The following is a 25,603-nucleotide window of genomic DNA, read 5'->3' as shown; positions in this document are numbered from 1 at the left end:
TGCGCGACGTGACTAGCATGCAAATTACGTTTACGCAAAATTTCAAAAAAGTTAAGTCGCTTATCCGGATTAAAAATTCCTTGGCCTTCGGTGACAATGCGATGGTTGTATGGTGGTATTCCGGCTTTTTCAAAAATATGACCGCTGAATCACAGCCGCTCGTGTTGGTGCATTTTCGGAAATACATTTCACCAGGGGTTTTCGGACCAGTCGTGTGTCGAACACTTCCGCTGACCAGCCTTGGTCAAGCACGAGTTGGGACCGTCTGGAAACATGACGTGTGCAAAGCTGAGCTCGACGCAATCCCCAAAAAATTCATGGTGAGTTTTGATGAGGGGAAATGGCGCTTTATCTCTTTAAGCCAGATGCGACAAGAAAGGCGGGCGCCGCCATTTTCCCAGCGAGACTATCCACTACAACGCGAGAACGATGCGAACTGGCTGATAGAGTTCGACCTTCCCGCTGGCGGCAAACTCTTGGTTCCATGCATTGAATTCTTTTCACGTTGCTACGGGCGCTCAGGCGAGCTCAAACGTATTCTGGCTACCTACCCGTGGAGTGGCGTCCCCGATTCCGCTGTACGAAGGCTCTATGCGCCACTGGGTGAAGACGAAGACCCGCCGAATTGGAAAGTCCGGTTGCGTAGAAGGATGCTGAACGGAGATGTCGTGTTCCTGGCTCATGCAAAGTACGAGACCTACACCAGAGATGTAGCAAAGAAGATCAATGCCCAGCTACAACAACATTTTGATCCCAAGCGCGAGAAACCCGCATTTATACAGATTGGCCCTTGGTTCCAAGGTCCTGCTGAACTTTCTGTTACAGGTCACAGCATTGATGGCGGCAAGTCGTTTTTATCCCTCAATGTGGTCGGCATGAGCGATCCATCAGGTGAACAGATATACCGGGGTAGAGAGAATAGTAACAAGGCAGATTTGCCCGCGCCAGATGGCAGCCCCGAGGCTTGGGCGGGAGCGCCAGAGCGCGTTCTCAACAACACTAAAATTATCGACCTCACTGGTGATGGCGAGCCAGACGGCGACTCGCCTCCAGTGGAAGTACAAGATCCCGATTTTGTCACACTAGGAATTGCGCGATCTATCATCGATATTAGAGTTGCCCAAGCGAAGACCACGGCTGGGAAACATTCATCAGCCGACGATCCAACGATGTACTCAGCCGGCGAAGAGTATGGCAGTGGCAAAGGTGTCGGATATGCCTCGATACACGCTCCTCAGACTTATGAGTCCAATGGAATTTTGCATGATATGTGGGAGGCAATGGGCAGTTTGCACCGCAAACAGCCAGAGCTTATCCGTTCGCTGTCTTGGTTTAGCCTTGAAGGCAAATTCAGCTCGTCGCCAGAGTACAGGTTAATTCCATTTATACATTTTGAGAGTGAGGACAATGTTCCAACGAGAGCGAGGCGGTTCACGCATGTGGATCCACCAAAGCCCGATCCTCGTGGGTTCCTTCTCGCCAGACTTATTCTGCCTGACGGGCCGGTCTACATAATCGAGCTTCAGCGACGACCAAAGTTGCTAAAAGATAAAGACGGAGAAATCAAAAAAGGAGAAGACCAGTTTCAAGGCATGGTGTTCAGGCTGGATAATGACCGGATGTTAGATCAATGGGTACGCTACTTTAGGACGCACGTGCGCCATGTGTATGGTGTTGTTCGGAAGCTCGTTGTCCAGTGCCCTGGAAAAGCAGACTCGTTCTCGCACCGGCCTCCCACTACGATAAAAGAGGATTGCATGCCGTGTGAAGTAACCGTCCTCAAAGCAATCGAAAAGGTCAAACGGAAAAATTAGCGAAACGTTGCTGTATGCAGCGCCATTCGATACTGTATATACCTGTACGATACAATCACCGTACGGGCAACTTCCACTTTCGGCCCACGCCGTGTAAAAACTCAGAATCAGGCCCGCGCAACAGAACTGTACACGCCTATCCGCGCTAACGATCGGTTTCAAACACGAACAGCGCCATCGTGCGATACAGCTCGACCATCTGCAACGGGTCGTTTCCACCCGGTCGCGACCGACCAACGATTTTCGCATTGGTAACATGCTATGCTGAGCCGACCAGCTGCATTCGGCCATGAGCGGACTCTCCCAAACCATCAAGAGGTGGTACATCTAAAAGATTAGCTAATTCGTATACTCTGCGGAAGCAAAGGCCTCGCTATTAAGCGATTGTGATTTTCTAAATTATAAAGAAATAACCTGTAAGCATGAGCAAATTACTTATAAATAGTTATCTAAATCAATTGGATGTTATTAAGAAAGTCAGCGGTAGCCATCGTGAGACGATCATTAGAGAAGCGTTTAAGGATCTTCTGAAAGCGTGGGGGAAACAGCAGGGCCTTGTGTTTCTTGCTGAATATCCGATGAAAACTGCGACGAAGACAAACATTACGGTTGACGGTGCGCTCCTGCACGAGTTGCGGCTTCCCTTAGGCTATTGGGAGGCTAAGGACGACTCCGATGATTTGGCGGAGGAAATTGAAAAAAAATTCAGAAGAGGATACCCTCAGGATAATATCGTATTTTCAGATGACGTCAATGCTGTGTTGTGGCAAAATCGAAAAGAGGTTTTTCGATGTGAAATGGCTGACGTCGGGGCCTTGGAAAAGTTACTGAAGCTGTTCTTTGGATATGAACGTCAAGAGATAGCGAGCTTCAGAACTGCGGTCCAACAATTTAAGATTGACTTGCCGGCTGTATTAAAAGCCTTGCGCGAAATGATTGAACGCGAGCACGAAACGAACGAGGGATTTAGGAGTGAGCAAGAGAAATTTCTTTTGCATGCGAAAGAGGTTATTAATCCAGTTCTAACTGATGCAGACGTTCGAGAAATGCTTATCCAGCATATTCTTACTGAAGATATATTTGCTAAGGTATTTGACGATAGCGAATTTCATCAGCACAACAACGTCGCTAGAGAATTGTATGCACTAGAAAAAAAGTTCTTTACTGGAACATTGAAGCGTGAAACGTTAAAAGCATTGGAGGCATACTATTCTGCTATTCGATCTGCTGCTGCCAGTATTAGCAGCCATAACGAGAAGCAAACCTTTCTGAAAGTAATTTATGAGAATTTTTACAAAGTTTACAATCCAAAGGCAGCAGATCGGTTAGGTGTAGTTTATACGCCGAATGAAATTGTTCGATTCATGATCGACGGCACTGACTGGCTGACTGAGAAAAATTTCGGGAAAAGCTTAATCGATAAGGATGTCGATATTTTAGATCCTGCTACGGGAACTGGCACGTTTATTTGCGAGTTAATGGAGCACTTCCGAGGTCAGCCTGCAAAGATGAAATACAAATACGAGAATGAGCTGTATGCCAACGAAGTAGGGATCTTGCCTTACTATGTAGCCAATCTGAACATTGAGTTGACATACGCCGCTATCACCGGGACATACGATGAGTTTCCAAATCTTTGTTTTGTGGACACTTTAGATAATGTAGGGTTGCACACTGCTGCAAAAGGCACAACAGGCGACTTGTTCGGTAGCGTAAGTGATGAAAATGTTGCCCGCATTAAACGTCAAAATAGCAGAAGAATTAGCGTTATTATCGGCAATCCCCCATATAATGCAAACCAAGCAAGCGAAAATGATAACAATAAGAATCGCCAATACCCGAACATTGATGCACGCATCAAGAATACCTATATCGAAAGAAGTTCGGCGCAGAAAACCAAACTTTATGATATGTATGCTCGGTTCTTTCGTTGGGCAAGTGATCGGTTAGATGAAAACGGAATTCTTACGTTTGTGAGCAATAGAAGTTTTATTGAAAGCCGTACCTTTGACGGGTTCCGGAAAACCGTTTGTGATGAATTTTCTGATATATATGTCGTTGATCTTGGAGGAGATGTAAGGGCTAATCCTCGACTAAGTGGAAGCAAACATAACGTTTTTGGAATTCAAACTGGGGTCGCGATAAGTTTTCTTGTTAAACGGGCTGCTTCAACTGCAAAAGGAGCGAAGCGAAAGCCTAGCGCACGCGTCTTCTACGCAAGGCGCCCGGAACTTGAAACAGCTGAGGAGAAGCTGGTTTTTCTTAGCAACAATCGTATACGGGATATGGATTTTGACGAGGTAGAACCTGACACAAACGGAAATTGGGTGAACCTTACCCACAATGATTTTGAGACACTTCTTCCACTGGGCAATAAGGAAACCAAGGCCGCGAAAACGGCGGCAAAAGAGCGTTCTATATTTAAAATATATTCGTTGGGTGTAGCGACCAATCGGGATGATTGGGTATATGACTTTTCGAAAGATAATTTAGGAAAAAAGGTCCAACATCTGATCGGTGTGTATAACGCGGATGTTAATCGCCTGGGATTAAAAGGTGGAGATAAAAAAATTGTAGACGAACTGAACTATACGATAAAATGGACGCGAAGCGTAAAGCGAAGTCTGACAAAAGGGGTTTGTTTTCAATTCGAACCGTCTAAGATGGTCATTGCCAATTATCGCCCATTCGTTAAGTTGTGGATGTATAGAGATAACGGACTAAACGAAATGCCTAATCTTACGCCAAGAATTTTTGGCAATGGCGACCGCCAGAACCCTGCAATTGTGATTATGGGAGACTCTAGCGGGAAGCCTTTCTTCGTCAACGCGATTAATAACATTCTGGACCTTAACTATGTAAGCCCCGCATCGGGGGGATCGCAGACATTCCCAAGGTACCACTTCAGTTCGGATGGGATCATTGCGGACAACGTGACAGACTGGGCCGTTAGGCAGTTCAATGCTCATTATAAACAGATTTTAGCTGGCACTGAGAAAGTAAGTAAGGCGCAGCGCCGAATTATTACTAAAGATGCAATATTCAACTATTGTTATGCCGTTCTCCACGATCCGCAATATCGAAAAAAATATGCGACTAATCTGAATCGAGAATTTCCACGCATTCCATTTTATTCTAACTTTTGGATGTGGGAAGAATGGGGCGCGTGTCTTTCGAAACTTCATATTGATTACGAAAATTCGGCCCTTTATACACTTGGCCGAGTAGACGTTCCAGATCTGAAGGCACGAGCCGCTGGCATGAAGCCCAAAGCCATTCTCAAAGCGGACCAAAAATCCGGAAAAATTATACTTGATACCGAAACGACACTGTCTGGCATTCCGGATGAAGCATGGGAATATCGACTAGGAAACCGCTCCGCGTTGGAATGGATTTTGGATCAGTATAAAGAAAAAAAACCCAAGGATGAAACTATTCGAGAAAAATTTAACGCTTTTGAGTTCGCGGACTACAAAGATAGCGTTATCGATCTACTTGCTCGTCTTACAAATGTGAGTGTTGAAACGGTCCGAATTACCAAAGACATGAATGAGGTCGTACGGTAACACGTGTGCCAAGCGCCTTTTCGCAACTATGATCGGGAATGGCTGATATGGGGCGAATGCAGCCTGCCGATGCAGCCGCTAGATTTTCACGCTCTTAACCTGCTATGCCGGGCCGAACGGTCGGTCCGGCCATAGAGGCTTGTACACCTATACTTTCAACAACTTCGCAATATAGACTTGACCTGCCTTCCCCACCCCGAAAGTTAACTCTATGAGAATATTTGGTCATGCTTACTGGGGTCGCTTCAGAAAACGGAAAAAATCGTACGCTAAGACCCGGAGAACGGACGTAGTGGCCTGAACTTGCCCGCGTCTACCTTGGCGCTGCTGCGCCAGAGGTAATCGCCGGTCAAGTTGATGTGTTCCCAGCCCAGCGGCGACAGGTACTGCAACAGCGCCTCATCGACGGCATGGCCGTTGCCACGCAAGGCATGCGCTGCGCGCTCCAGGTAGACTGTGTTCCACAACACGACAGCCGCCGTCACCAGGTTGAGTCCACTGGCCCGATAGCGCTGCTGCTCGAAACTGCGGTCGCGGATTTCGCCCAGCCGGTTGAAGAACACCGCCCTGGCCAGCGCGTTGCGCGCTTCGCCCTTGTTCAACCCGGCATGCACGCGACGACGCAGTTCGACGCTTTGCAGCCAGTCCAGGATGAACAGCGTGCGCTCGATGCGGCCCAGCTCGCGCAGTGCCACGGCCAGGCCGTTTTGGCGTGGGTAGCTGCCGAGCTTGCGCAGCATCAGCGAGGCCGTGACGGTGCCCTGCTTGATCGAGGTGGCCAGTCGCAGGATTTCGTCCCAATGGGCGCGGACATGCTTGATGTTGAGCGTGCCGCCAATCATCGGCTTGAGGGCGTCATAGACGGTTTCGCCCTTGGGGATGTAGAGCTTGATGTCGCCCAAGTCGCGGATGCGAGGTGCGAATCGAAAGCCCAGCAGATGCATCAGCGCAAAAACGTGATCGGTGAAGCCCGCCGTGTCGGTGTAGTGCTCCTCGATACGCAAGTCGGACTCGTGGTACAGCAGGCCGTCGAGCACATAGGTCGAGTCGCGCACACCGACATTGACCACCTTGGTGTGGAACGGCGCGTACTGGTCGGAGATGTGGGTGTAGAACGTCCGTCCTGGGCTGCTGCCGTACTTCGGGTTGATGTGCCCCGTGCTCTCGGCCTTGCTGCCGGTTCGGAAATTCTGGCCGTCCGACGATGACGTGGTGCCGTCGCCCCAATGCCCGGCGAACGGATGCTGGAACTGGGCGTTGACCAATTCGGCCAGCGCCGCCCCGTAGGTTTCGTCGCGGGTATGCCAGGCTTGCAGCCAGGCGAGCTTGGCGTAGGTCGTGCCAGGGCACGACTCGGCCATCTTGGTCAGGCCCAGGTTGATCGCGTCGGCCAGGATCGTGGTCAGCAATAGGTTCTTGTCCTTGGCCAACTCGCCCGATTTCAGGTGCGCAAAGTGCCGGGTGAAGCCTGTCCATTCATCGACTTCGAGCAGCAGTTCGGTGATCTTGACGTGCGGCAGGATCATGGCCGTTTGGTCGATCAACGCCTGCGCGGTGTCGGGCACCGCCGCATCCAGCGGCGTGATCTTCAAGCCCGACTCCGTGATGATGGCGTCCGGCAGATCGTTCGTCGCCGCCATGCGGTTGACCGTGGCGAGCTGCGCATCCAGCAGCTCCAAGCGCTCGCTCAGGTACTGGTCGCAATCGGTGGCCACGGCCAACGGCAACTCGCTGGACTGCTTGAGGCTGGCGAACTTCTCGGGCGGCACCAGGTAGTCCTCGAAGTCCTTGAATTGGCGTGACCCTTGCACCCAGATGTCGCCCGAGCGCAGGGAGTTCTTCAACTCGGACAGCGCGCATAGTTCGTAGTAGCGCCGGTCTATACCGGCATCGGTCATCACCAGTTTCTGCCAGCGCGGCTTGATGAAGCCGGTCGGCGCATCGGCGGGCACCTTGCGGGCATTGTCGGTGTTCATGCCGCGCAGCACCTCAATGGCGTCGAGAACGTCCTTGGCTGCGGGCGCGGCCCGCAGCTTGAGCACGTCGAGGAATTCCGGCGCGTAGCGGCGCAAGGTGGCGTAACTCTCGCCGATGCGGTGCAGGAAATCGAAGTCATCGGGCTGCGCGAGCTTTTGCGCCTCGGTGACACTTTCGGCGAAGGCATCCCAGGACATGACGGCCTCGATGGCGGCGAATGGGTCGCCGCCCAATTGTTTGGCGTCGATCAGCGCCTGGCCGATGCGCCCGTACAGGCGCACCTTGGCGTTGATGGCTTTGCCCGATGCCTGGAACTGCTGCTGATGCTTGTTTTTGGCGGCGTTGAACAGCTTGCCCAGGATACGGTCGTGCAGGTCGATGATTTCGTCGGTGACGGTGGCCATGCCCTCGATGGCCAGCGCCACGAGGGTGGCGTAGCGCCGTTGCGGCTCGAACTTGGCCAGGTCGGCGGGCGTCATCTGTCCACCCTCGCGGGCTATCTTGAGAAGCCGATTCTGGTGAACCAGCCGCTCGATGCCGGTAGGCAGGTCGAGCGCCTGCCAGGCTTTGAGGCGTTCGATGTGTTCAAGCATGTGGCGGGAGTTCGGTTTGACAGGCGACTGTCGCAGCCAGGCCAGCCAGGTCGTCTTGCCGTTGTCTCGGCGTTTCAGCAGATCGTCGAGTCGGCGGCGATGCGTGTCCGCCAGTGATTCGGACAGGGCTTCGTAGATGCGCCGGTTGGCGCGGGTAATGGCCTCGGCGCAGACACGCTCAATGACATCCAGCGCCGGGATGATGATGTGCCGGTGGCGCAGCGTGTCGAGGACACTGACAGCCAACACGATGCCCTTGTCCGTCTGCAATGCCAATTCGGTGGTGGCATGGACGGCCTGCCGGTAGTGCGCCAAGCCGAATGGCTCCACGCCCAAATATGCACGCAGCTCAAGCAGATGCTCGCGCCGGGTTTCTTCCCTCTCTGCATACTGCGGCCAGCACGATGGGTCGATGCGCAGTTGTCGTCCGATCCATTGCAGCAGGGACATTGGCATGGAGGCATCGGGCAGCAAGCCTTGACCGGGGAGGCGCAGCAAGCACAACTGCGCGGCGACGCCCAGCCGATTGGCGTCGCCGCGCCGCTGGCGAATCAGCGACAGGTCGGTTTCACCGAAGGCATAGTGCCGGATGAGTTCATCTTCGGTGTCGGGTGGCAATAGTAGGCTTGCCCGCTCGGCGGCGGACAGAATCGAACGGCGTGGCATGCAGTCTCCTTCTTCTTGAAAACGAGGGATTGTGAGAGGCCGCACCAGACCACCGACGTGACACGCGAAATCAAGGCGTTGCGATTCTCGAAAATAGTTCTTGAAATGTTATTCTCGATCCCTTACCATTGCAATGAGTTTCGATAAGAATGGATGGCGTAATTTTCCAAGGCAAGGAGCAGTAGTCATGCTGATCGGCTATGCGCGTGTCTCGACGCAGGATCAGAACCTTGAGCTTCAGCGTGAAGCTTTGACCAAGGCTGGGTGCCAAAAGGTCTTTGAGGACAAAGTGAGCGGCACCCGCGCCAAACGACCTGGCTTGGACAAGGCGTTGGAAATGGTGCGTAGCGGCGATGTTCTTGTGGTGTGGAAACTCGATCGCCTGGGACGCAGCGTCAAACAACTAGTGGATCTGGTTGCCGAACTGCACAAACAGGGTGTTCAGTTCAATAGCCTGACCGATGGCATCGACACCGGCACACCATCTGGCCGCTTCTTCTTTCACGTCATGGCCAGCCTCGCCGAAATGGAGCGTGAGCTAATCATCGAGCGCACCCGCGCCGGGTTGGACGTGGCACGCCAATTGGGTCGCAAGGGTGGGCGTAAGCCCAAGATGACCGATAGCAAGATTGCTTCGGCCAAGAAGTTGCTGGCCGGCGGTGTTCCGGCCAGGGATGTGGCCAAGAACCTCGGTGTTTCCGTTCCAACCCTCTACCGCTGGGTGCCGGCTACAACCCACGTCTCATCGGCAGAGTTTTAATGTGCAAAAGGAGAATTGAAAATGGGTATTCTTGATCGGTTGTTTAGTGGTCATGGCGGTGGTCATGGCGGTGGTCATGGCGGTGGTCATGGCGGCGGCTATGGCGTTCCTCCGGGAGGCTATGGCAATGTTCCGCCGCCGTCCGCAGGCGGCACGGTTGCGTGTCCTAGCTGTCGAGCCATCAATGCAGTCGGGGCTCGGTTTTGCCAGCAGTGCGGCACTTCTTTGACCCCCTCAGTTTGTGCGCAGTGTGGTACGACCTTGCAGGCTGGGGCCAAATTCTGCGGGCAATGCGGCAAAACCGTAGGCTAAACACAGAACCGCGCAGACCGCATGGCTACCCCGCATGAGCAAATCCTCGCGCTGACCCTCATTCCGGCGGCTGCCACCATCTTCGGCGGCGCAATCGCTGTGTGGCGAACACCCAGCGAGACCGTACGCAGCGTGATCCAGCACTTCGCCGCCGGTGTCGTGCTGGCGGCTGTTGCCGGCGAGTTGTTGCCAGAGATGACCAGGGAGCACCAACCACTCGGCGTCGTGATCGGCTTTATCTTGGGTGTTGCGTTGATGCTGTGCGTCAAGCTTGTTGCGGAACGTGTTGAGGCACGCGATGAGGCAACATCGGGCGGCAAGGTCGGCTTGCTGGCTGCCGTAGCCATCGATATCTTTATCGACGGCTTGCTGATCGGCGTGGGATTCGCCGCAGGTGCCCGAGTTGGAACGCTGCTTGTGATCGCGCTCACGCTTGAGTTACTGTTCCTTGGTCTCTCCGTGGCTACGAGCCTTGCTCAGGCCAACTGGGGGCGAGGACGCAACTTGCTCTGCATCGCAAGCCTGAGCGGCTTGGTCGTCGCGGGAGCTTCGTTGGGCAGTGCGTTGCTGGGCGGACTTTCAGGCGTCGCACTGGAAATCATGTTGTCATTCGGTGCCGCCGCCCTAATGTATTTGGTAGTGGAAGAACTACTGACCGAGGCGCACGAAGTCCAGGAAACCCCGCTCATCACCGTTGCTTTCTTTGCAGGCTTTGTCTCTCTGTACCTATTGGAATTGATGGCATGACAACGGTACGAACCTGTCAGTTAGGACGGAGGGCGGTGGCGCGTCCGCCTCCTACGCTGTACTGCTGGTGCGCGGCAACAACGCACGCTTAGCGTACGATTTTTTCCGTTTTCTGAGACGACCCCTTACTGATGTCTTTTTTCGCAGGTATGCGAATCGCCCCATGTTCGAGAGAGTCGGACAACAGGAGTGTGCACTCTTTGTTCAGGCATACAAAATCGTCAACGATCAAATTTGGAAGTACTATGGGCAAGACCAAAAGATCGACGACAGCATAAAGGCAATCTGGACTGATATTCATGACCGTATGGCAATGGAGATTGGGGTCAAAGAACTGTCACCGAAATACTACTCTTATCAAGCCGAGTATATGGGCAAGCCTTACACGAGCTCGGGTTGGAACAACATGAACTCCGTGGTCGAGCAGTGGCTTAACTTCAAATTCGTAGATAGTCTTGATCCAGACATGTTCGTTAAGCGTCGCCTAAGCTTCGTCGAATTAGCCTTCCGTACGCGAGAGGAACAGATAACTAAGCTGAATTCTGAGTTGCCAAAACGGTTGGCCGAGGCGGAAATGCAAGATAGGATGCCCCGAACATCCATGACTATTCCTGGAAAACGCTCGAATAGCGTTCAAGTCTTCAATGAGGCGATAAACCTGAAATTCATGGAAAATGTTCGAGAGTTGAACGAACGTCTAAGGCAAGCTGGTATGCCACTGCATTATCACAATGGGTACTTGCAGATTACTCAGGACGAACGGATGCAAGAACAAGTTGAGCAGCCATTCTGGCTATTGGTGAAGGACATTCAATGGAAGAATGTGAGCATAGACATGGCTGAGGCGATTGATCGCAGAGATACCGGCGGCAGGGATCCATCGTTTTATGCTGCTAAGGCACTGGAGAGCACGATCAAGATCGTTTGCGAAGTAAAAAAATGGACTACAGGTACTGAAAAAGGTGTGTCAGACTTTCTGAATCATCTTGAGTCCAAGATGAATGGTGCATTCATCGACGGTTGGGAACGGCAATCAATGCAGCGATTCTACAGCGACGTGCGCAATGATCTGGGACATGGGCCCGGCAGTAAAGACATGCCAAATTTTACCTCACAGCAGATAGACCAAACCATCGAATTCTGCATGTCTTGGGTAAAGAGCTTAATCAAGCGACTGTAGCCACGAAGAAGCGACGCAAAGCTGAGCAGCTAATATAGTCAGATCGATTGTGCCATTGGCGGCAACGCGCTTCTCTACATAGAAGTCATTTAGGAGTGATTAACCGACAGGCTGCAATGGAGCGTTTCCTGCCTGTCGTGATCGCCTGTGAGCTTTCGGCCGAGCAACATGCTATGCCGGTTCGACCTGCCGGGTTCGGCCAAGAGTAGACGTATTGATTTGAAAAGTGAGTTGAAAATCGCCCTTCCCGCAGCTTTACTAATTCGAGCTGCGCGACTATCAGGCAGTCGATTGTGGTCACTTCAAGCGACTTTTAGGGCATGGACGAGTAACTGATTGACCGGTTCGCGAAATATGCTGTATATCAGAAAGCTGTGCTGCGAGGTGCAAGGAGGCGTCGATTCGACTTCTCCCGCTCTAAGCGCGAGTTGATCACCAAACGAGCGCTCTATAACGAGATGAAAACAGGAAGAGGAGAGGCTACCCATGGCCGCATTTGACATCAGCGTGCGTGACACGCTGAATCTGCTTGATGGCCCGTTCGAGCCCTTCGCGGCTGGCGTGTCGAACGGGCTCTACGCATTCTGGTTGGGGTCCGGGATTTCATTCGGACGCGCGCCGAGTCTGCGCATCCTCGTCGGCAAAGTTGTCGAGTTCGTACGCTCGCGAATTGACCATACGGATCCGAACTGCAAGTTCATCCGCACGCTGCGAGAGATTCTCAGCTTGGCCAGCGCTTCAGCGGACGAACGTGCACGCTCGAAGTTCGATGAGCCCTTTGCCAGCTGGCCGGATCAGGATGCCATGTCTTGGCGCTTGGTCAACAACTATTCTAAGCTGCTTGGCCTCACGGTCGATGGCGAGGACATGGATTATCTGTTGTGGACTGTCATCGACGTCGGCGCGACGTTCGCCGATTCCTCCATGACGCCCGACGTGGAGCATCTGTGCCTGGCGGCATTGAGTCTGGAGGGTACAACCCCTGAAATGCTCTCCGCCAACTGGGACCCACTGATCGAAAGAGCAGTGGAAACCCTTACGGACGGTAATGCCGCGCTCAGCCCGACGGTTGTCGCGCGTCCCGCCGACCTTCAACTGCCCCGCAATAAGACCCGCCTCATCAAGTTCCACGGCTGTGCTGTCAAGGCTCAAGATGACCCCGGCCAGTACCGCCAATGGTTAGTGGCTTCAAACGATCAGGTCGCCGCGTTTTGCACCCAGGCGAACAATCAAGGGCTTGTGACAGCATTGACGCACATCGTCGGGAGCAAGCGCACGCTTATGCTGGGCCTTTCGGCCCAGGACGCCAATATTCAGGGCATCTTCAACAAGGCGGCCAACGAATTGACGTGGCAGCTTGGCAATCCTCCACCTAGCTACGTGTTCTCAGAGCAAGAGCTGGGCATGGACCAACGATCGCTCCTGAAAAATGTTTATCGTGACCAGATTACCCCTGCGAACCTGACGTCGGTCTTTGAGGCGGGGCGAATCCAAGCATACGCAAAGCGGTTGCTCACCGCGCTGCTGCTGGATGTGTGGTCGAGAAAGCTGCAGGCGTTGATTTCTCTCGCTCCAGGTACGCTTCAGCTTGCGGAGCGTCAACACCTGTGCACCGGTATCGTGTCGCTTCGCAACCACCTAGCAGATGTGGCGAAGCCTGAGCTCGACTTCATTGATGCGCTCCTTGATCGATTCGGCCGTGCCTGCAAGCTGCTGCGAGACGGCCAAATCGAACACCCGAATGTCAAGTTTGAGCCGATCTCAAGTGACGTCGTGACAGCCCTCACTGGCAACCCCGCCTTGGGGGCTCTCGGATTGCGCGAGGCCGCCGTAGCACTCGGCCTGGTGGGGATGGGTTTGAGCCGCAATCACTGGGTAGTGGAAGCCGAGTCTCTTGACAGGGCATCAGGCGTACTGGCGGTCACAGGAAAAGGTGCAGCAGCGGCCCGCACCAAGGTTTACCTGACAGCAAGCGCGTCCGGCGCGGCGCTGCTTCACAGCGAGGGCCACTTGGTGGAGACAGAAAACCCCATCTTGATTCAGTCGCAGAAGCTAGCAGTGCCAATGTCCCGATCTCCAAGGGGGGCCACCGGGCGGACTGGACTCCCGAAAGCACGCGAGGTAAGCATATCGACGCTGCTGCAAACCTACGCTACCGCTGATGACCTCTATGAAGCATTCAGACAGGAGCTTGCGCTATGACTGATTCAACACCGGTGGGCCGGGTCGCGGCAGTGCTCGAGGATGCTGGGTACCAGCGAATCGCTAATGGACTCCGGGTCGGCGAGCTAAAGTTCCAGTTTCCAGCCGCGTTCGTAAAGGCGAATAGTTCGGCCGAACTGATCGTAGTCGCCGACATCGCAAGCGAGAGCGAGACGCAGTTGACACGTAAGGTCGACGGCGTGGCGCGCGCGTTGGACATCGCATCCTCTACACGGTCGCTTACCTTGGTGGTGACCGGCCCCCGTCCCAGTGCTTCTGCCCTGGAAGCTTTGGGCCGGGTCTGCCGAGTCCTCCCCACAGGTACCATCGCGGGGGACGACGGCGACAAAGTCCTGAAGAACTGGCTGGCTGTGCTGTTGCCCCTATCGTTACCTAAGCCTGAGTCCGTGGCGGGTAACTCCTTGGCCCGCATCCACGTCGCCGCACAAAACCTGGACGAGACCATCAGGAGGCTGATCGATGTTGCGTCTTTAGGGAAAGGCGCCGTCAGCAAGGAACTGTACTCGATCATCGACGCCGCTGCCGTTCAGGCCAAGGAGAAGACCATATGACGCCGCGCATCACGTCCCTAATAGCTACCGACTTTCGCAGTCTTCGTGGGACCGTCACGATCCCAATGGACAGCCCTATCGTGCTGATCCATGGCCGCAATGGCGCTGGCAAAACCAGCTTGTTGACGGCGATGGAACTTGGCCTGACCGGCCATCTGGCATCGTTATCTCGGCTGGACCCGCAGCTTCGGGAGCATCTGGTTCATAAGGAAGCGGTGTCCAAGACGGCATCGGTGTCGATCGGCGTTCACGGGCTTGGCGCCGAGTTTCCTGCAGGGAATTTCGACATTCATGGAAGCGAGTTCACCGGCAAGGCGGCGCTCGATCCTGTCCTGACAAAGCACTTCTCGGAGCGCTGCTACCTCGCGCAATCCACACTGACGAGGCTGCTGGAGTTCTACGAGGACAAATCAACGAATGGCACGGAACTGACGCGATTCGTCAAGGAGCTGCTCGGGCTGGATGCACTGGATGCCCTCATTGACGGCCTGCACGACGCTGGCGATGTTCGCCGGCTTCGTGGTCATGCCGTGAGCTTCTGGGACATGCGTGAGCAACTCCCGAGTTTGGATGACGAATTGAGCCGCCTGGCCAAAGAGCTCACCTCCGCCGAGGGGCAGGCAATGCAGCTCACACAGTCGGCACGGGAGCGACTAATACCACATTGGCCAGACGTTGCCAGTCTCTCGGCGCAGGCGATGCTTGACCTGTTGAAGGAGCAGTCACATGAGCCGGAGCAACAACGTTTGACTCAGCTCCGGCGAGAGCTCAACGACACGGTCTCGCAGAGCCAGAAGGCGGTATCCGCCGTGGCAGCCGACCGGCGCTCTACCATCGAAACGGCGGCCGTCGCCGCAGATGCGGCACTACACAGTTGGCTGGGTACAAGCGGCCAGCGCATGACCGAGCTGTTCGAAAATCTCGGTGGCTACTTCTCTGATCTGCCGTCCCCCATTCAGAACCGCCCTGAGTACGCTCGTGCCTATGCCCATCGGGCTGTTTCCAATGAGGTGGCGCGATGCCAACAGGTTCAAGCTAAGGATCAAACAGCGCAACAGCAGGTTTCGAAGCTTCAGACTGACCGGCAAGGCCTCGCCACGCGGCTGGAAGATATCGACAAACAGATCGTGCAGCATTCGCGCGAGGCCGGCCAGTTTGCTCAGACGCTTTCCGCCTTGGTGCCGCATATGCACACCGAAGAATGTCCCGTCTGTAGTCGGGACTTCCGTGAGGTTTCGTCTTCGCCGCTGCTGGGTCATCTCACGGCTCGAATCGCGTCCCTAACTCAGTCGGCTGGCCTGCTCTCAGCGTTGTCGCAAGAGCGGGCGAACACTGGGAGCGCGGTCGCGGCCCGAGACCGAGAGATCGGTGTCGCTCAGGCGCAAGTCCACACGGCCGAAGTGAGAACGGAGTACGAGCAAAGGCTTGCAACCCTTGAGCAGGCCTTGCAGGATTTGGCGTCCCTGGAAGGGGAAGCTAAGGCTGGCGAAACCCTGTTTGGGCAAGCTGCCAACGCCGCGCAAGCGCTGGCATCAATTCGCGCTGTCGATCAGCAATCAACGGCCATTCGCGACACTGCTGGTCGGTACGCCACGGTGCTCTCCGTCGATCCCATCGGTGACAGCGAGTCTTTGCAAGCGGCTCTGCAGCGGTTCCTGGCTGAGGTGACTGCTCGGTTGGAGCTGCTGACGGCGAAAGAGTCGGCACGCCGCGATGGCCAAGCAGCGCTTAGGGAACTTCTGCTGAAGCAGCAAAACATTGAAGCTATCAAGGCGCGGCAGTTGGAGCGGAGAACTACTCGTCAAGGCCTACAAGCTGCGAAGGAAGCGGGGGAGCGCACTATCGAACAGGCGCGCGAGCTTCTCAAGCTTGCTCAGCTCGAGCGTTCCCGCGTTGTGGGCCAGGTGTTTAATGATTCGTTGAATGCGGCATGGCGAGACCTATTCGTTCGCTTGGCACCGGACGAGCCTTTTATCCCCGCCTTTGCTTTGCCCCAGACGACAAAGGGTGGAGTCGAAGCGAGGCTGGAGACCCTCTACCGAGATGGCAGTAAAGGCGGAAATCCAAGGGCCATGCTCAGTGCCGGGAATCTCAACACGGCCGCGCTAACGCTGTTCTTCGCACTCCATCTGTCCATGAAGCCGCAGCTGCCATGGCTGATCATCGACGACCCGGTGCAAAGCATGGATGAGGTTCACATTTCGCAGTTCGCTGCTTTGTTGCGAACACTCTCGAAGCAGCATGGCCGTCAGGTCATCATCGCCGTGCACGAGAAGCCGCTCTTCGACTACCTGTGCCTGGAACTCAGCCCAGCGTTCGATGGTGACCGACTGATCACAGTAGAGCTAGGGCGCACGGCAAATGGCGAGTCGGTGGCAAATACTACAGTCAGAGACTGGAAGCAGGATCTGGCGATTGCAGCGTAGACGTTCGTACTCGCTGTAGACGACCCTTAGCCTGGAGCGGCCGAGTGATTGGGACGAGGCTTCAGCTCGGGATGCGACACCTGGGCTTTAGCGTCGAACGACCCGTCTCAGCCAGTCTGGCGAAGGGCAGCAAGGTCGCTTCGCTTCCACATGGAGCATTGCGACGTCCCTTTGCCATACGACATCATGTGGAAAGTTCGCAATGTTGGGTTCGAGGCAGAGCGCCGCAACATGATCCGCAGGCAAATCGAGCCTGATGGTGGAAAAAAGCAGAAATACGAGAAAACCGATTTCCACGGTGACCATTTTGTGGAAGCTTACGTTGTCAAGGAGGGAGTATGCGTGGCGCGTGATTTGATTAAGGTCCGAATCAACGAATGAGTGTTTCTTTCTTGATCAATCGCGTTTTGTCGTGGTGACTCAAGTTATCAGATATAGCGCGAGTATCCCAATGCGGTACCCAGTACTCTTTCGTGTTGACTGTAATGTTAAAGCCTTCGGCACCAAAAAAAAGTACTTTTTTTTGGTCAAGCTCGACCCCGGCTTTGCGCGGTAATCCATGGAAATACGCAAGCGTGAGTGATAGCCACTGACGTATGAACTTATCATCACGATCATCTTCACTGAGTAGGTGGATGATATCCATTTCAAGTTTTTTAGCTCTACGCGCAGCTGCTTGCTTGCCGCCGTGATCAATCCGCAAGCAAAGTGCATACGTGCTGTTAAGAAATGAAACAAAGCCTGACATATTATTGCGCTGACCTGGTACCGCTGCGAGATAGCGGTCAATTGACGTCTGGTCTGGGGTGAGCAACCCATGGCTACTACATTGGTCCAGCAACGCAGCCGCTGGCTGCAACAGAAGGCGAACGGTGCGCAAGGTAGTTTTATCTGAAGCCTTGCGAGAGAATAGCGCTTCTTTGTATGCAAAAAAAATAGCGGTTGTGGCTTTGCCAGGCTGAAGTAGCGACGCAATCGCTTCAATACGTCGATTCTCGGATGCTTGCTCTCGACTGACCGCGTTCACAGCCACTAGCTCAGCCTCGCTCAACCAGCGCATTGGCAGACGCACCCGGCGAAGACCCTCAGCGGTGAAGTATCTTAACAAATCGTCATAGCTTGGGACAGCACCCCACCGCTTATCCATCTCGTAAAAAAATAGAAAATATCGATGAATCGACTGAGCGGCTTTTTTCGCGGGGACCTGCTGTAGTAACCAATCCCCAAACGCGTGAAAGATAGACTCCATTCCAGACGACGATATTCCTGCCTTATCAATTGCCAGTCGCTTGAAGAAAGTGGCGGACCAGTAACAGGTTTCGCAACGTTCGCCGCGCCCAGCAGGCATTTCGCTACCGCAACATGGACAGGGTATGAAACCGTTCTCGCTGCAGGCCTTGCACAAAGGAAAACCATCGATTTGGCTGGCAATGCGTCGGTGGCGCCGACAGGATCTACATGTAGCGTAACTGGTATTACTGCCGGTAGTGGAGACGGCCAGTTCTTGGGCCGGCCTGGCGGCATGGTTCGCCGTTGATGGAATGCGAAAATAGATCGCGCAGCCGTTACAAACAGGCCCGTAAGCCGTCATCTTCCCAACAGCATAATTGATCTTGCCGCACCTGGTGCAAGGCATGCTCTTCTCGCATGCTGAGCAAACTGAGGTCAGGTCGGTGATAAGGAGGCGTGCAGTTTGATCGCACTGCGGGCATTGGCGAGGCCTAAATAGTTTGAAGTAACAATGCGAGCAATAACGCTTCCCGCGATAAAGCCGTTGGGCCTTTTGCATGTCTTGGGCGCACTGGTCGCAGAATTGACCGAGGGAGAGGGATGGGATCATAAAATACGTCCCATTTTCCGTTGAAGCCGAGCCCATTTGCGTAAAACAGATATTGGTGGCAGCGGCATGTTCTTTTGGCTGCTGGTCTTGGCTCGACGGCGCCGATGATGCAGAGGCAGCGAAGCGACTACATCACACATCGGGAACGGCAAATCCTGACGACCTTGTTGAAATGCCTCTGCGGCAACGGCGAGTGCGCATGCGAATTCCAGCAAACGCTGCGGGTCTGTTGACAGCAGTTTGCTGACGGCCGGCAAAATCACGGCTCGCTCGTGAGGTGGCAATAGTTCAAAAGCTAGGCCGGTGGCAGCAGGTTGCATCGCAGCGATGTCAATACCTAATGCAGTTAGCCAGCCGGCGAGCTTACCCGACTGGAAGCGTGTCGCAGTCCGCACCAACATCAGGAAATATCGGCTGAGGGCAAACCACTCAGCTGCGGGCAGCAAGGTATCGTGAACTTTTCCATACCCACATTTTATTACATCATCAGCACTGTACTGGAATGCCATAAGAGATGCGCCTGCCAACGCTGCAGAACAAGTTCGCAAATCATTGCCGCATGTAGCACAGGTGCTCAAAATGGCTTGGGACAATGACAAGCGGTGAGGTTCGAGAATTGCCCCACATTGGCGGCACCGGTCGAGGAGCTCGATACCATGCCGGCTACAAGCAGTGTGCCACGCCAAGCGCCAATGGCGCCGGTAGTAAGGAAACCGATCTCCCTGAAGGCAGATAGGGCAAAATTGAAGGCCGCCGCAGCGGCGCCGATTGCGGGAGCCAAGTGCGAGAATCCATGGCAGGATAGCCGCCTTGTCCGATCCATTTCCCATCGCCATAGCGATCGGCCTGAGCGTTGCGGCGTCCAACGTCGCAACCTCTTCCCCGGTCCTTTTCGCCAAAACAGACAATCGATCTAGGGTAATGCGTCTATCAAGATCAATTGTCCACGCCCGCCACGCAGGCCACAAAGCTCCCGTGAGCACTAACGGCTCGCAGCCTTGAGCGAACGCCACACGAATTAACCAGGTTGAAAACAGCTCATCTGTTTCCAGGCGTACTGGAACTGGCCAACTAGGCGTTACCCAATCAGTTCTCGAATACCGCGAGTGGGACGTAACCATGCTTTTTTTTCTATAATGGCTCGATCAATCTGTTCTTTGCCAGAACGAATCGCCTCTTGGGCGCACGCGATCAAAAGGCGATGCAAGTTTCCGGTGTTCCCTTCTGAGATGGTGTAAAAAAGTGAAGCCAAATCAGGTGAGTGGATGTTAGACCGAGTTTTGAGCGGCAAGACCTTTTCAAAGCCAGCAAGAAGCCGCTGGAAATCTACATTGAGCTCCCACAACGGCAGTGTCATGACGTCGAATCGACTCGCATGTTGTGGATCAGTGTGCAGTACACGTACTGCTTCACGGGTGCCGACCCCGACAATTGGGATGGCCAGTTCGTTGCACATCAACTTGATGGCATTCATCACTTCTCGCTGCTTCACTGGTGACCCTGTCAACAGCGAGTGAAATTCATCGATCACCAGCATGCGCACATGGCACGCCCTGAACAGATGGATTGCTTGGTACCGAAGTTTCGAGGTTGGATCCGTTGCCCGGTATGGCGAGAAAAACTGTTCTAGGATGGAGATGTACAGGCCTTTTTCATCAGCGCTAGGCGGCGCCTCGGCGACGATGACTGGCTTTACCGGCTCCGAATCAGCATTGACATACGACACACCGCATAGATGACGAAACCGCTCGATGACAGTAGTTTTACCATTATTGGAATCGCCAACGATCAGTAAATTTGGCATACGCGGCCGCTTCGGCTTGTGGAGCAGACCTTGCAAGGTATCCAAGATGTTTTGGGCGACTGTATAGCCTATCCACCGAGGCTGATCCAAAAACTCGATTCGTTCCTCAGCACTGAGCGCCATAACGTGGCGAAAGTCGGGATGAATGTGCTCGTACGTACTCATGCAATATCCCCAAAATCATTAATTTCCGTGTCGAGCAACCCAGCTGCGTGGGGCGCTACTGGCGGAGGTGGAGCGGCCGGCTTTGCGAGCGGCTGGGCGGGAGACACGTTCTTGGCATGCTCCTTTCTGCGCTGCGCCTGCCGTCGTGCCGCCTTAGTCTTCTGCGAGGCTTCATCGACCCGGCTTCTCAGCTCGGTAATAGCGCCCAATATCTGATGCTCATTGACGCTCGCAATGCCGGCTCGCTTTAATTGCTCCTTCGCCTGACGGTACTCCCAAATGCTCATCGATGGCAAAGCCAGGTCCGCCAACGGTATCTTAAAATAGTGCTCAAGCTTGGGATCGAAAAACCAGATCGTGCTCACATCGCGCGGATCACGTCGGAAGATCAAATCCTTTTTCTTTTTTGTTTCCTCATCTTGGGCATTAATCCAAGGCCGCAAGGCTTCTGCATAGTAGGTGAGACCTTCGATCGTAACGCCAAAGGTTTGTACTGTTCGCCGGAAAAAGGGAAGAAAATCGAGCAAAATCGTGAGGCGATCGGCTGGCCGTGGTGGCACACCAATGCCAGCGACTTCAGCATTACCAAAGATCCCGATTTCCCATTTACGTGTCGGCGTCAAGCCAATCGCAGAATGGAGGCGGCGATGGTAGAGTTTCGTGATCAATGTCACAAGCCACTCTTCAAACTCCGTTTTTGTCAGTGCTGCGTGCTTTTCCGAGTCATACCCGTCACGCTCTTTGATCGACGAAAATGTGGTGCCAGGCAGGTCATGAATTTCCCGCAGCAACGTGCCAAGCATGCGCTCGATGTGGCCACCGTAACGCGGCTGTTTTACTGGCCGAAACTCTAACCTGATCCCATACATCAGACAGGACTGTTTAAAGTTGTTCGACCGGAAATCTGCCCCGTTATCGACATAAATGGTTCTTGGTACACCCCACACGGGCCACTCAGCATCGACCTTATGCAAGAGCATCCACTCCTCTTTAGGCAACATGGAATGAGCAACACACATTGCCACAGACGTCTCGGAAGGCGGATCGAAGGAGAGGTAGTAGCCAGTGACCATGCGAGTGTGCACATCCATAGCCAACGTAATCCAAGGGCGTCCAATCGGCTTACGATAGACATCATCAACCAGAATGATATCGGCTGGAGTGTGATCGATCTGCATCACTGCCAACGGGAACGTCGCATTCGGAAAACTGCCCGCGGCTGGAAGAAACTTGTTCTTCGCCTTCTCTTTCTGACCTCGGCCCCGGAGCTGTGTTTTTTCAGCGATGCGAGATATTCTCGCCCGGATGGCTGTAGCGCTAGGAGCAGCAATGCCCTTTGACTGACACGCACGCAGCACTTCCGTTATCGCTTTTTGCGCTGTGGGCCGCTGTGGCGTCAAGTAAAATTCCCGGATGACCTGCTCGATCACAGCTTCTGCGTCCTCATCTATACGACCATTGCCCGGCCTCCAGCCACGCTTTTGAGGAATAAGCGCTGATATCACACCACAAGCTTTATACCGTTGAAGCCAACGGTATAGCGTAGCTGCATTAATATTGAGTTCGCGTGCTCTGGCCTCAACGATGTCGCGCCCAATGCGACTTACCTCAAGAAGTGGCTTGATTGCAGCAAGGCGCTCTTGGGCTATGCGCCAGTCCTCGTCGGCAATGTCCGCTAAGTCTTGAGGAGCGCTGGGCGCATAGTCAGCAGCCCGACTTAAAACGCGCAAATCCCCGATACGTAAAGCGGCGCTCTTGCCGGTATCAACGTCAATGCCGATAAGGGTCTCAAAATCGAGAACCTGCACAATACGGAATATCGTCGTCTCACGTTGAACCAGCGCCCCGACGGAGACATTGATGCGCTCACGCACAGGCTCAAAAGCATCATTGGGCGGCTCGTACTCTTCAATAGACATAAGTGGGGATCCAGACTTCAGAAAATTCGTTGAGACCCTTGCTAACGTCGCAATCGAGACGCCGTGTTGCGATTAAGTGCCAGATATGGGCAATGCCTTGTGCACGATATAGGCCCATGAAATGTCGCGCGAGAAGATAGTGAATAGGTGCCGAGCCCATCTCCTGCACGCTGTCAATCACACACTGGCTTTCTTCATTGGAGAAGTTCATTCGTTTGTATTGTTCAAGAAAGTTAACGCTCATGAACACGCTGTCGCGTATGCGCGACTCATCGCAGATATGAAACTGCCATCCTTGAATATGCGCGTAGCGTCTAGCGGCCTTCCACTTCGGCAACCAATCGCGCCAATTTTCTCGCCAAGCCGCTTCAGGCTTCACTTCCACGAGCAACGGTCGTGGGTATTCGTTATAGCTTTGGGTACCTAACCTGTAGTAGACCAAGTAGTCCGGTGTATAGGTGTACGTGTTTCCATTCGAGCCGACGAATGATATTTGTACAGGCTGAGCTATGACGTCCAATACGTCTAGAAAAAACTCTGTCCGTATCAGAAAGTCTCGTTCAAGAGTCGATTCGTAAGGTACAGACGTGTCGTTGCGGAAAGGATAGACGCCCGACACGCTACGTCGGGTAGGCTTGATTTTTCGTGTTTGCTGCAGCATGGTCTTGTCGCACCTATTATCAATTATTCTTAGTCTGGTCGCAGCTATTTTGCGTATTTCTATCGCATCAATTTCAGAAAATCGCATGTAAGTAGTTGATTTACACGAGTATCTGTCGCACTTATTTAAGGATATCACAGCGGCAACGTGCCGCGCCCCGGAGAAATCTCGCTCGCGCACTGCGGCGTGCTGTTTCTCGATGAAATCGCCGAATTCCAGCGCCGGGTGCTCGATGTGCTGCGCCAGCCCATGGAATCGGGCGTGATCAACATTTCACGCGCGGCCCGTCAGGCCGAGTTTCCCGCCCGCTTCCAGCTGATCGCCGCCATGAATCCCTGCCCGTGCGGCTATCTGGGCCACGCTTCGGGACGTTGCCGCTGCACGCCGGACGCCGTGCTCCGTTATCACAGCCGCCTGTCCGGCCCGCTGCTCGACCGTATCGACCTGCAGATTGAAGTAGCCGCCATGGCGCCGACGGCGCTGGGCCGGCACGCCGGCGCCGGAGAAAGCACGCAAGCCATCGCCACGCGGGTAGCGGCAGCCTTTGCCCTGCAGCTGGCACGCCAGGGAAAGGCGAATCAGCGCCTGAGCAGCACGGAAATCGAACAGCATTGTCGCCTGGAAGCCCATGGCGAACAGCTGCTGCATGGCGCCATGGCGCGATTGCACTGGTCGGCGCGTACCTACCACCGCGTACTGCGCGTGGCGCGCAGCATCGCGGACCTGGAGGCTAGCCCCGGCATCACGCAGCCGCACGTCGCCGAAGCGATCCAGTACCGGCGCGTGCTGCGTGAAATATAAGGCGGCCCGTAAGTGCCGCACGTGCACGATTGCGCACGACTGGCGGCGCTGCTACCATCTGCTGATGAAAAAACCATCACTTGCCCTCTTTCTGGCTACGCTCGCGGCCGCCGGCATCTTGTCGGCCTGCAGTCCGAAGTTCGACTGGCGCGACTACCGCAGCCCCGACGCCCAGTTCACGGCCTTGTTTCCAGGCAAACCGGCCGTGCTGACGCGCGAGATCGATCTCGATGGCAAGAAAATCAGCCTGACCATGACGGCCAGCGAGGTCGATGGCAATACCTTCGCCATCGGCAGCGCCTTGCTCGACAGCGCAGAACAGGCGCAAGCGGCCCTGCCCGCCATGCAGACTGCCCTGTTAAAAAATATTAACGGCACCGTGCGCAGCGAAAAATCGGCATCGACGGCCAGCAGCACGGCGGCCGGGACACACCAGCGCAGTTCGCTCAGCATCGAGGCCAAAGGCACGCAGCAAGGCAAGCCTGTCTTGCTGGTCGGCCGTTTTGTGGCGCAGGATAAACGGATTTTCCAGATCATCATCCTCGGTGAAGAAAGCAAGCTGTCGCGTGACACCATCGACACTTTCATGGACTCGGCGAAACTGGATTGAGACTTAACGATCGCTTAAACGGGTGTTTTCACCGCAAGCAAGCTCTTGTAAATGCGTGCGTTGTCCAACAGATGGCCCTATCCGGCTTGCAAATGTGCAATCCGGGCAATCGGACGGCCTGTGCGACATTTCAAGTCGTGATATTGTTTCGACACTAACAACAAGTTTCAGAAAGCGCTTATGTTGATCTCATTCAAATCCAAATCCTCCCCTGAAGTGCTGATGTACCAGGAACATGCCCAGCGCATCCTCGACATCCTGCACAAGAACCCCACACGCGGCGTCATCACGCCAGCCGAAGCGGGCGATGCCCTGGCCCTGCTAGAAAAAGAAGTCGCGGAAAGCAAACTACATCCGGAAAATGACGTCGAACACGATGCGCATACGCCGGAAACGCTGGAAGATGGTGAAACGGGCGCCCATGCGCGCGCGCAAAAAGTGCATTTCTCGCAGCGCGCCTATCCCTTGATGGAGATGCTGCGCTCGGCCAAGGCGGAAAATGAAAGCATCACCTGGGGCATCTGATTCGATGAATGCTGCAGACGAAAAAAAACCCCGCTGATGCGGGGTTTTTTCATATAACAAGCCTGACGATAACCTACTTTCACACTGGTTGCAGCACTATCATCGGCGCAAAGTTGTTTCACGGTCCTGTTCGGGATGGGAAGGGGTGGGACCAACTTGCTATGGTCATCAGGCATAACTTTTTCAACAGCCTGCTCCCAACGGGGCAGCAAACCATCTGATCTGAGGAGGCGAATTATACCGTAGGTCAGCTTGGCGCGCAAGCGCATAAGTCTCCCCTCGGACGCCAACAGTGTTGTCGGATTACGCGCTGCGCGCTAATCCGACCTACCCGGCTTGGTTGATGTTGGCCGATGTGGGCCGATGTCCGTCGGCGTAGGTCGGCGCAGGCCGGCGTAGGTCGGCTTAGCGCAGCGTAAGCCGACAGCACCAGCGGCGTATCCAAGCGCCAGACGTAAAAAAA

18 protein-coding genes, 1 rRNA gene and 1 pseudogene are annotated in these 25,603 nt (G+C 54.3%); 13 read left to right on the top strand and 7 right to left on the bottom strand.

Annotation, left to right across the window (positions count from 1 at the left end):
• Positions 1 to 17: 17 nt before the first annotated feature.
• Both JAB8_RS29085 and JAB8_RS13080 read left to right on the top strand, forming a co-directional pair.
• Complete coding sequence (locus JAB8_RS29085) at positions 18 to 1,814, top strand: hypothetical protein (RefSeq protein ID WP_139143041.1); 1,797 nt, start codon at positions 18 to 20, stop codon at positions 1,812 to 1,814.
• Between the two features lie 422 nt (positions 1,815 to 2,236).
• Positions 2,237 to 5,380 carry a type ISP restriction/modification enzyme gene (locus tag JAB8_RS13080; RefSeq protein WP_070289922.1) on the top strand — a complete coding sequence of 1,048 codons (3,144 nt, stop codon included), beginning with the start codon at positions 2,237 to 2,239 and terminating at the stop codon, positions 5,378 to 5,380.
• A 269-nt stretch (positions 5,381 to 5,649) separates the two neighbouring features.
• Here the strand turns inward: JAB8_RS13080 and JAB8_RS13075 are convergent, their stop codons facing one another.
• Positions 5,650 to 8,616: a Tn3 family transposase gene (locus JAB8_RS13075; protein ID WP_046983514.1), complete on the bottom strand. Its 2,967-nt coding sequence runs from the start codon at positions 8,614 to 8,616 to the stop codon at positions 5,650 to 5,652.
• 187 nt (positions 8,617 to 8,803) lie between these two features.
• Between JAB8_RS13075 and JAB8_RS13070 the strand changes: the two genes are divergently transcribed.
• The 8 genes from JAB8_RS13070 (at position 8,804) to JAB8_RS13040 (ending at position 17,196) form a co-directional block, all read left to right on the top strand.
• The gene (locus JAB8_RS13070) at positions 8,804 to 9,376 is read left to right on the top strand and encodes a recombinase family protein (RefSeq protein ID WP_070289921.1); all 573 of its coding nucleotides are present in this window, start codon (positions 8,804 to 8,806) and stop codon (positions 9,374 to 9,376) included.
• Between the two features lie 21 nt (positions 9,377 to 9,397).
• The gene (locus JAB8_RS28185; RefSeq protein ID WP_071654412.1) at positions 9,398 to 9,688 is read left to right on the top strand and encodes a zinc ribbon domain-containing protein; all 291 of its coding nucleotides are present in this window, start codon (positions 9,398 to 9,400) and stop codon (positions 9,686 to 9,688) included.
• Positions 9,689 to 9,709: 21 nt separating this feature from the next.
• Complete coding sequence (locus JAB8_RS13065) at positions 9,710 to 10,435, top strand: ZIP family metal transporter (RefSeq protein WP_031942924.1); 726 nt, start codon at positions 9,710 to 9,712, stop codon at positions 10,433 to 10,435.
• 67 nt (positions 10,436 to 10,502) lie between these two features.
• On the top strand, positions 10,503 to 11,615 hold the full coding sequence (locus JAB8_RS29515) for a hypothetical protein (protein WP_275528100.1): 1,113 nt from the start codon (positions 10,503 to 10,505) through the stop codon (positions 11,613 to 11,615).
• Positions 11,616 to 12,101: 486 nt separating this feature from the next.
• A complete protein-coding gene (locus tag JAB8_RS13055; protein ID WP_070289915.1) occupies positions 12,102 to 13,817 on the top strand; it encodes an SIR2 family protein in 1,716 nt (571 codons plus the stop codon).
• Entirely contained in the window at positions 13,814 to 14,389 is a 576-nt protein-coding gene (locus tag JAB8_RS13050) for a hypothetical protein (RefSeq protein WP_070289913.1), read from the top strand. The genes JAB8_RS13055 and JAB8_RS13050 overlap by 4 nt, the downstream gene beginning before the upstream one ends.
• Positions 14,386 to 16,815: an AAA family ATPase gene (locus JAB8_RS13045; RefSeq protein WP_070289911.1), complete on the top strand. Its 2,430-nt coding sequence runs from the start codon at positions 14,386 to 14,388 to the stop codon at positions 16,813 to 16,815. Before JAB8_RS13050 ends, JAB8_RS13045 begins: the two co-directional genes overlap by 4 nt.
• Before the next feature lie 186 nt (positions 16,816 to 17,001).
• Positions 17,002 to 17,196, top strand: a complete 195-nt coding sequence (locus JAB8_RS13040; protein WP_139143040.1) for a hypothetical protein — start codon at positions 17,002 to 17,004, stop codon at positions 17,194 to 17,196.
• Here JAB8_RS13040 and JAB8_RS13035 read toward each other — a convergent pair.
• The 5 genes from JAB8_RS13035 to JAB8_RS13020 form a co-directional block, all read right to left on the bottom strand.
• The gene (locus JAB8_RS13035; protein WP_070289906.1) at positions 17,186 to 18,064 is read right to left on the bottom strand and encodes a hypothetical protein; all 879 of its coding nucleotides are present in this window, start codon (positions 18,062 to 18,064) and stop codon (positions 17,186 to 17,188) included. The genes JAB8_RS13040 and JAB8_RS13035 overlap by 11 nt on opposite strands.
• Positions 18,065 to 18,651: 587 nt before the next feature.
• Positions 18,652 to 19,164, bottom strand: a complete 513-nt coding sequence (locus JAB8_RS29920) for a hypothetical protein (protein ID WP_254679514.1) — start codon at positions 19,162 to 19,164, stop codon at positions 18,652 to 18,654.
• A 569-nt stretch (positions 19,165 to 19,733) separates the two neighbouring features.
• A complete protein-coding gene (locus JAB8_RS13030; RefSeq protein WP_070289904.1) occupies positions 19,734 to 20,624 on the bottom strand; it encodes a TniB family NTP-binding protein in 891 nt (296 codons plus the stop codon).
• Complete coding sequence (locus tag JAB8_RS13025) at positions 20,621 to 22,543, bottom strand: Mu transposase C-terminal domain-containing protein (RefSeq protein WP_070289902.1); 1,923 nt, start codon at positions 22,541 to 22,543, stop codon at positions 20,621 to 20,623. The genes JAB8_RS13030 and JAB8_RS13025 overlap by 4 nt, the downstream gene beginning before the upstream one ends.
• Positions 22,533 to 23,204: a heteromeric transposase endonuclease subunit TnsA gene (locus JAB8_RS13020; RefSeq protein ID WP_071654410.1), complete on the bottom strand. Its 672-nt coding sequence runs from the start codon at positions 23,202 to 23,204 to the stop codon at positions 22,533 to 22,535. Before JAB8_RS13020 ends, JAB8_RS13025 begins: the two co-directional genes overlap by 11 nt.
• Before the next feature lie 114 nt (positions 23,205 to 23,318).
• On the opposite strand from JAB8_RS13020, the pseudogene JAB8_RS13015 reads away from it, so the two are divergent.
• From JAB8_RS13015 to JAB8_RS13005, 3 genes and pseudogenes are all read left to right on the top strand, one after another.
• Positions 23,319 to 24,005: pseudogene (locus JAB8_RS13015) on the top strand (ATP-binding protein); the annotation flags it as partial.
• A 64-nt stretch (positions 24,006 to 24,069) separates the two neighbouring features.
• A complete protein-coding gene (locus JAB8_RS13010) occupies positions 24,070 to 24,615 on the top strand; it encodes a hypothetical protein (protein WP_070289900.1) in 546 nt (181 codons plus the stop codon).
• 180 nt (positions 24,616 to 24,795) lie between these two features.
• On the top strand, positions 24,796 to 25,140 hold the full coding sequence (locus JAB8_RS13005) for a DUF1840 domain-containing protein (RefSeq protein ID WP_070224486.1): 345 nt from the start codon (positions 24,796 to 24,798) through the stop codon (positions 25,138 to 25,140).
• 60 nt (positions 25,141 to 25,200) lie between these two features.
• Here the strand turns inward: JAB8_RS13005 and rrf are convergent.
• A 5S ribosomal RNA gene (gene rrf, locus JAB8_RS13000) occupies positions 25,201 to 25,313 on the bottom strand.
• Positions 25,314 to 25,603: the final 290 nt, after the last annotated feature.

This window comes from Janthinobacterium sp. HH106, assembly GCF_001758725.1.
Taxonomy (GTDB): Bacteria; Pseudomonadota; Gammaproteobacteria; order Burkholderiales; family Burkholderiaceae_D; genus Janthinobacterium.
The sequence above is the reverse complement of the archived record's forward strand: the minus strand, read 5'-3'. Positions and strand labels throughout refer to the sequence as shown.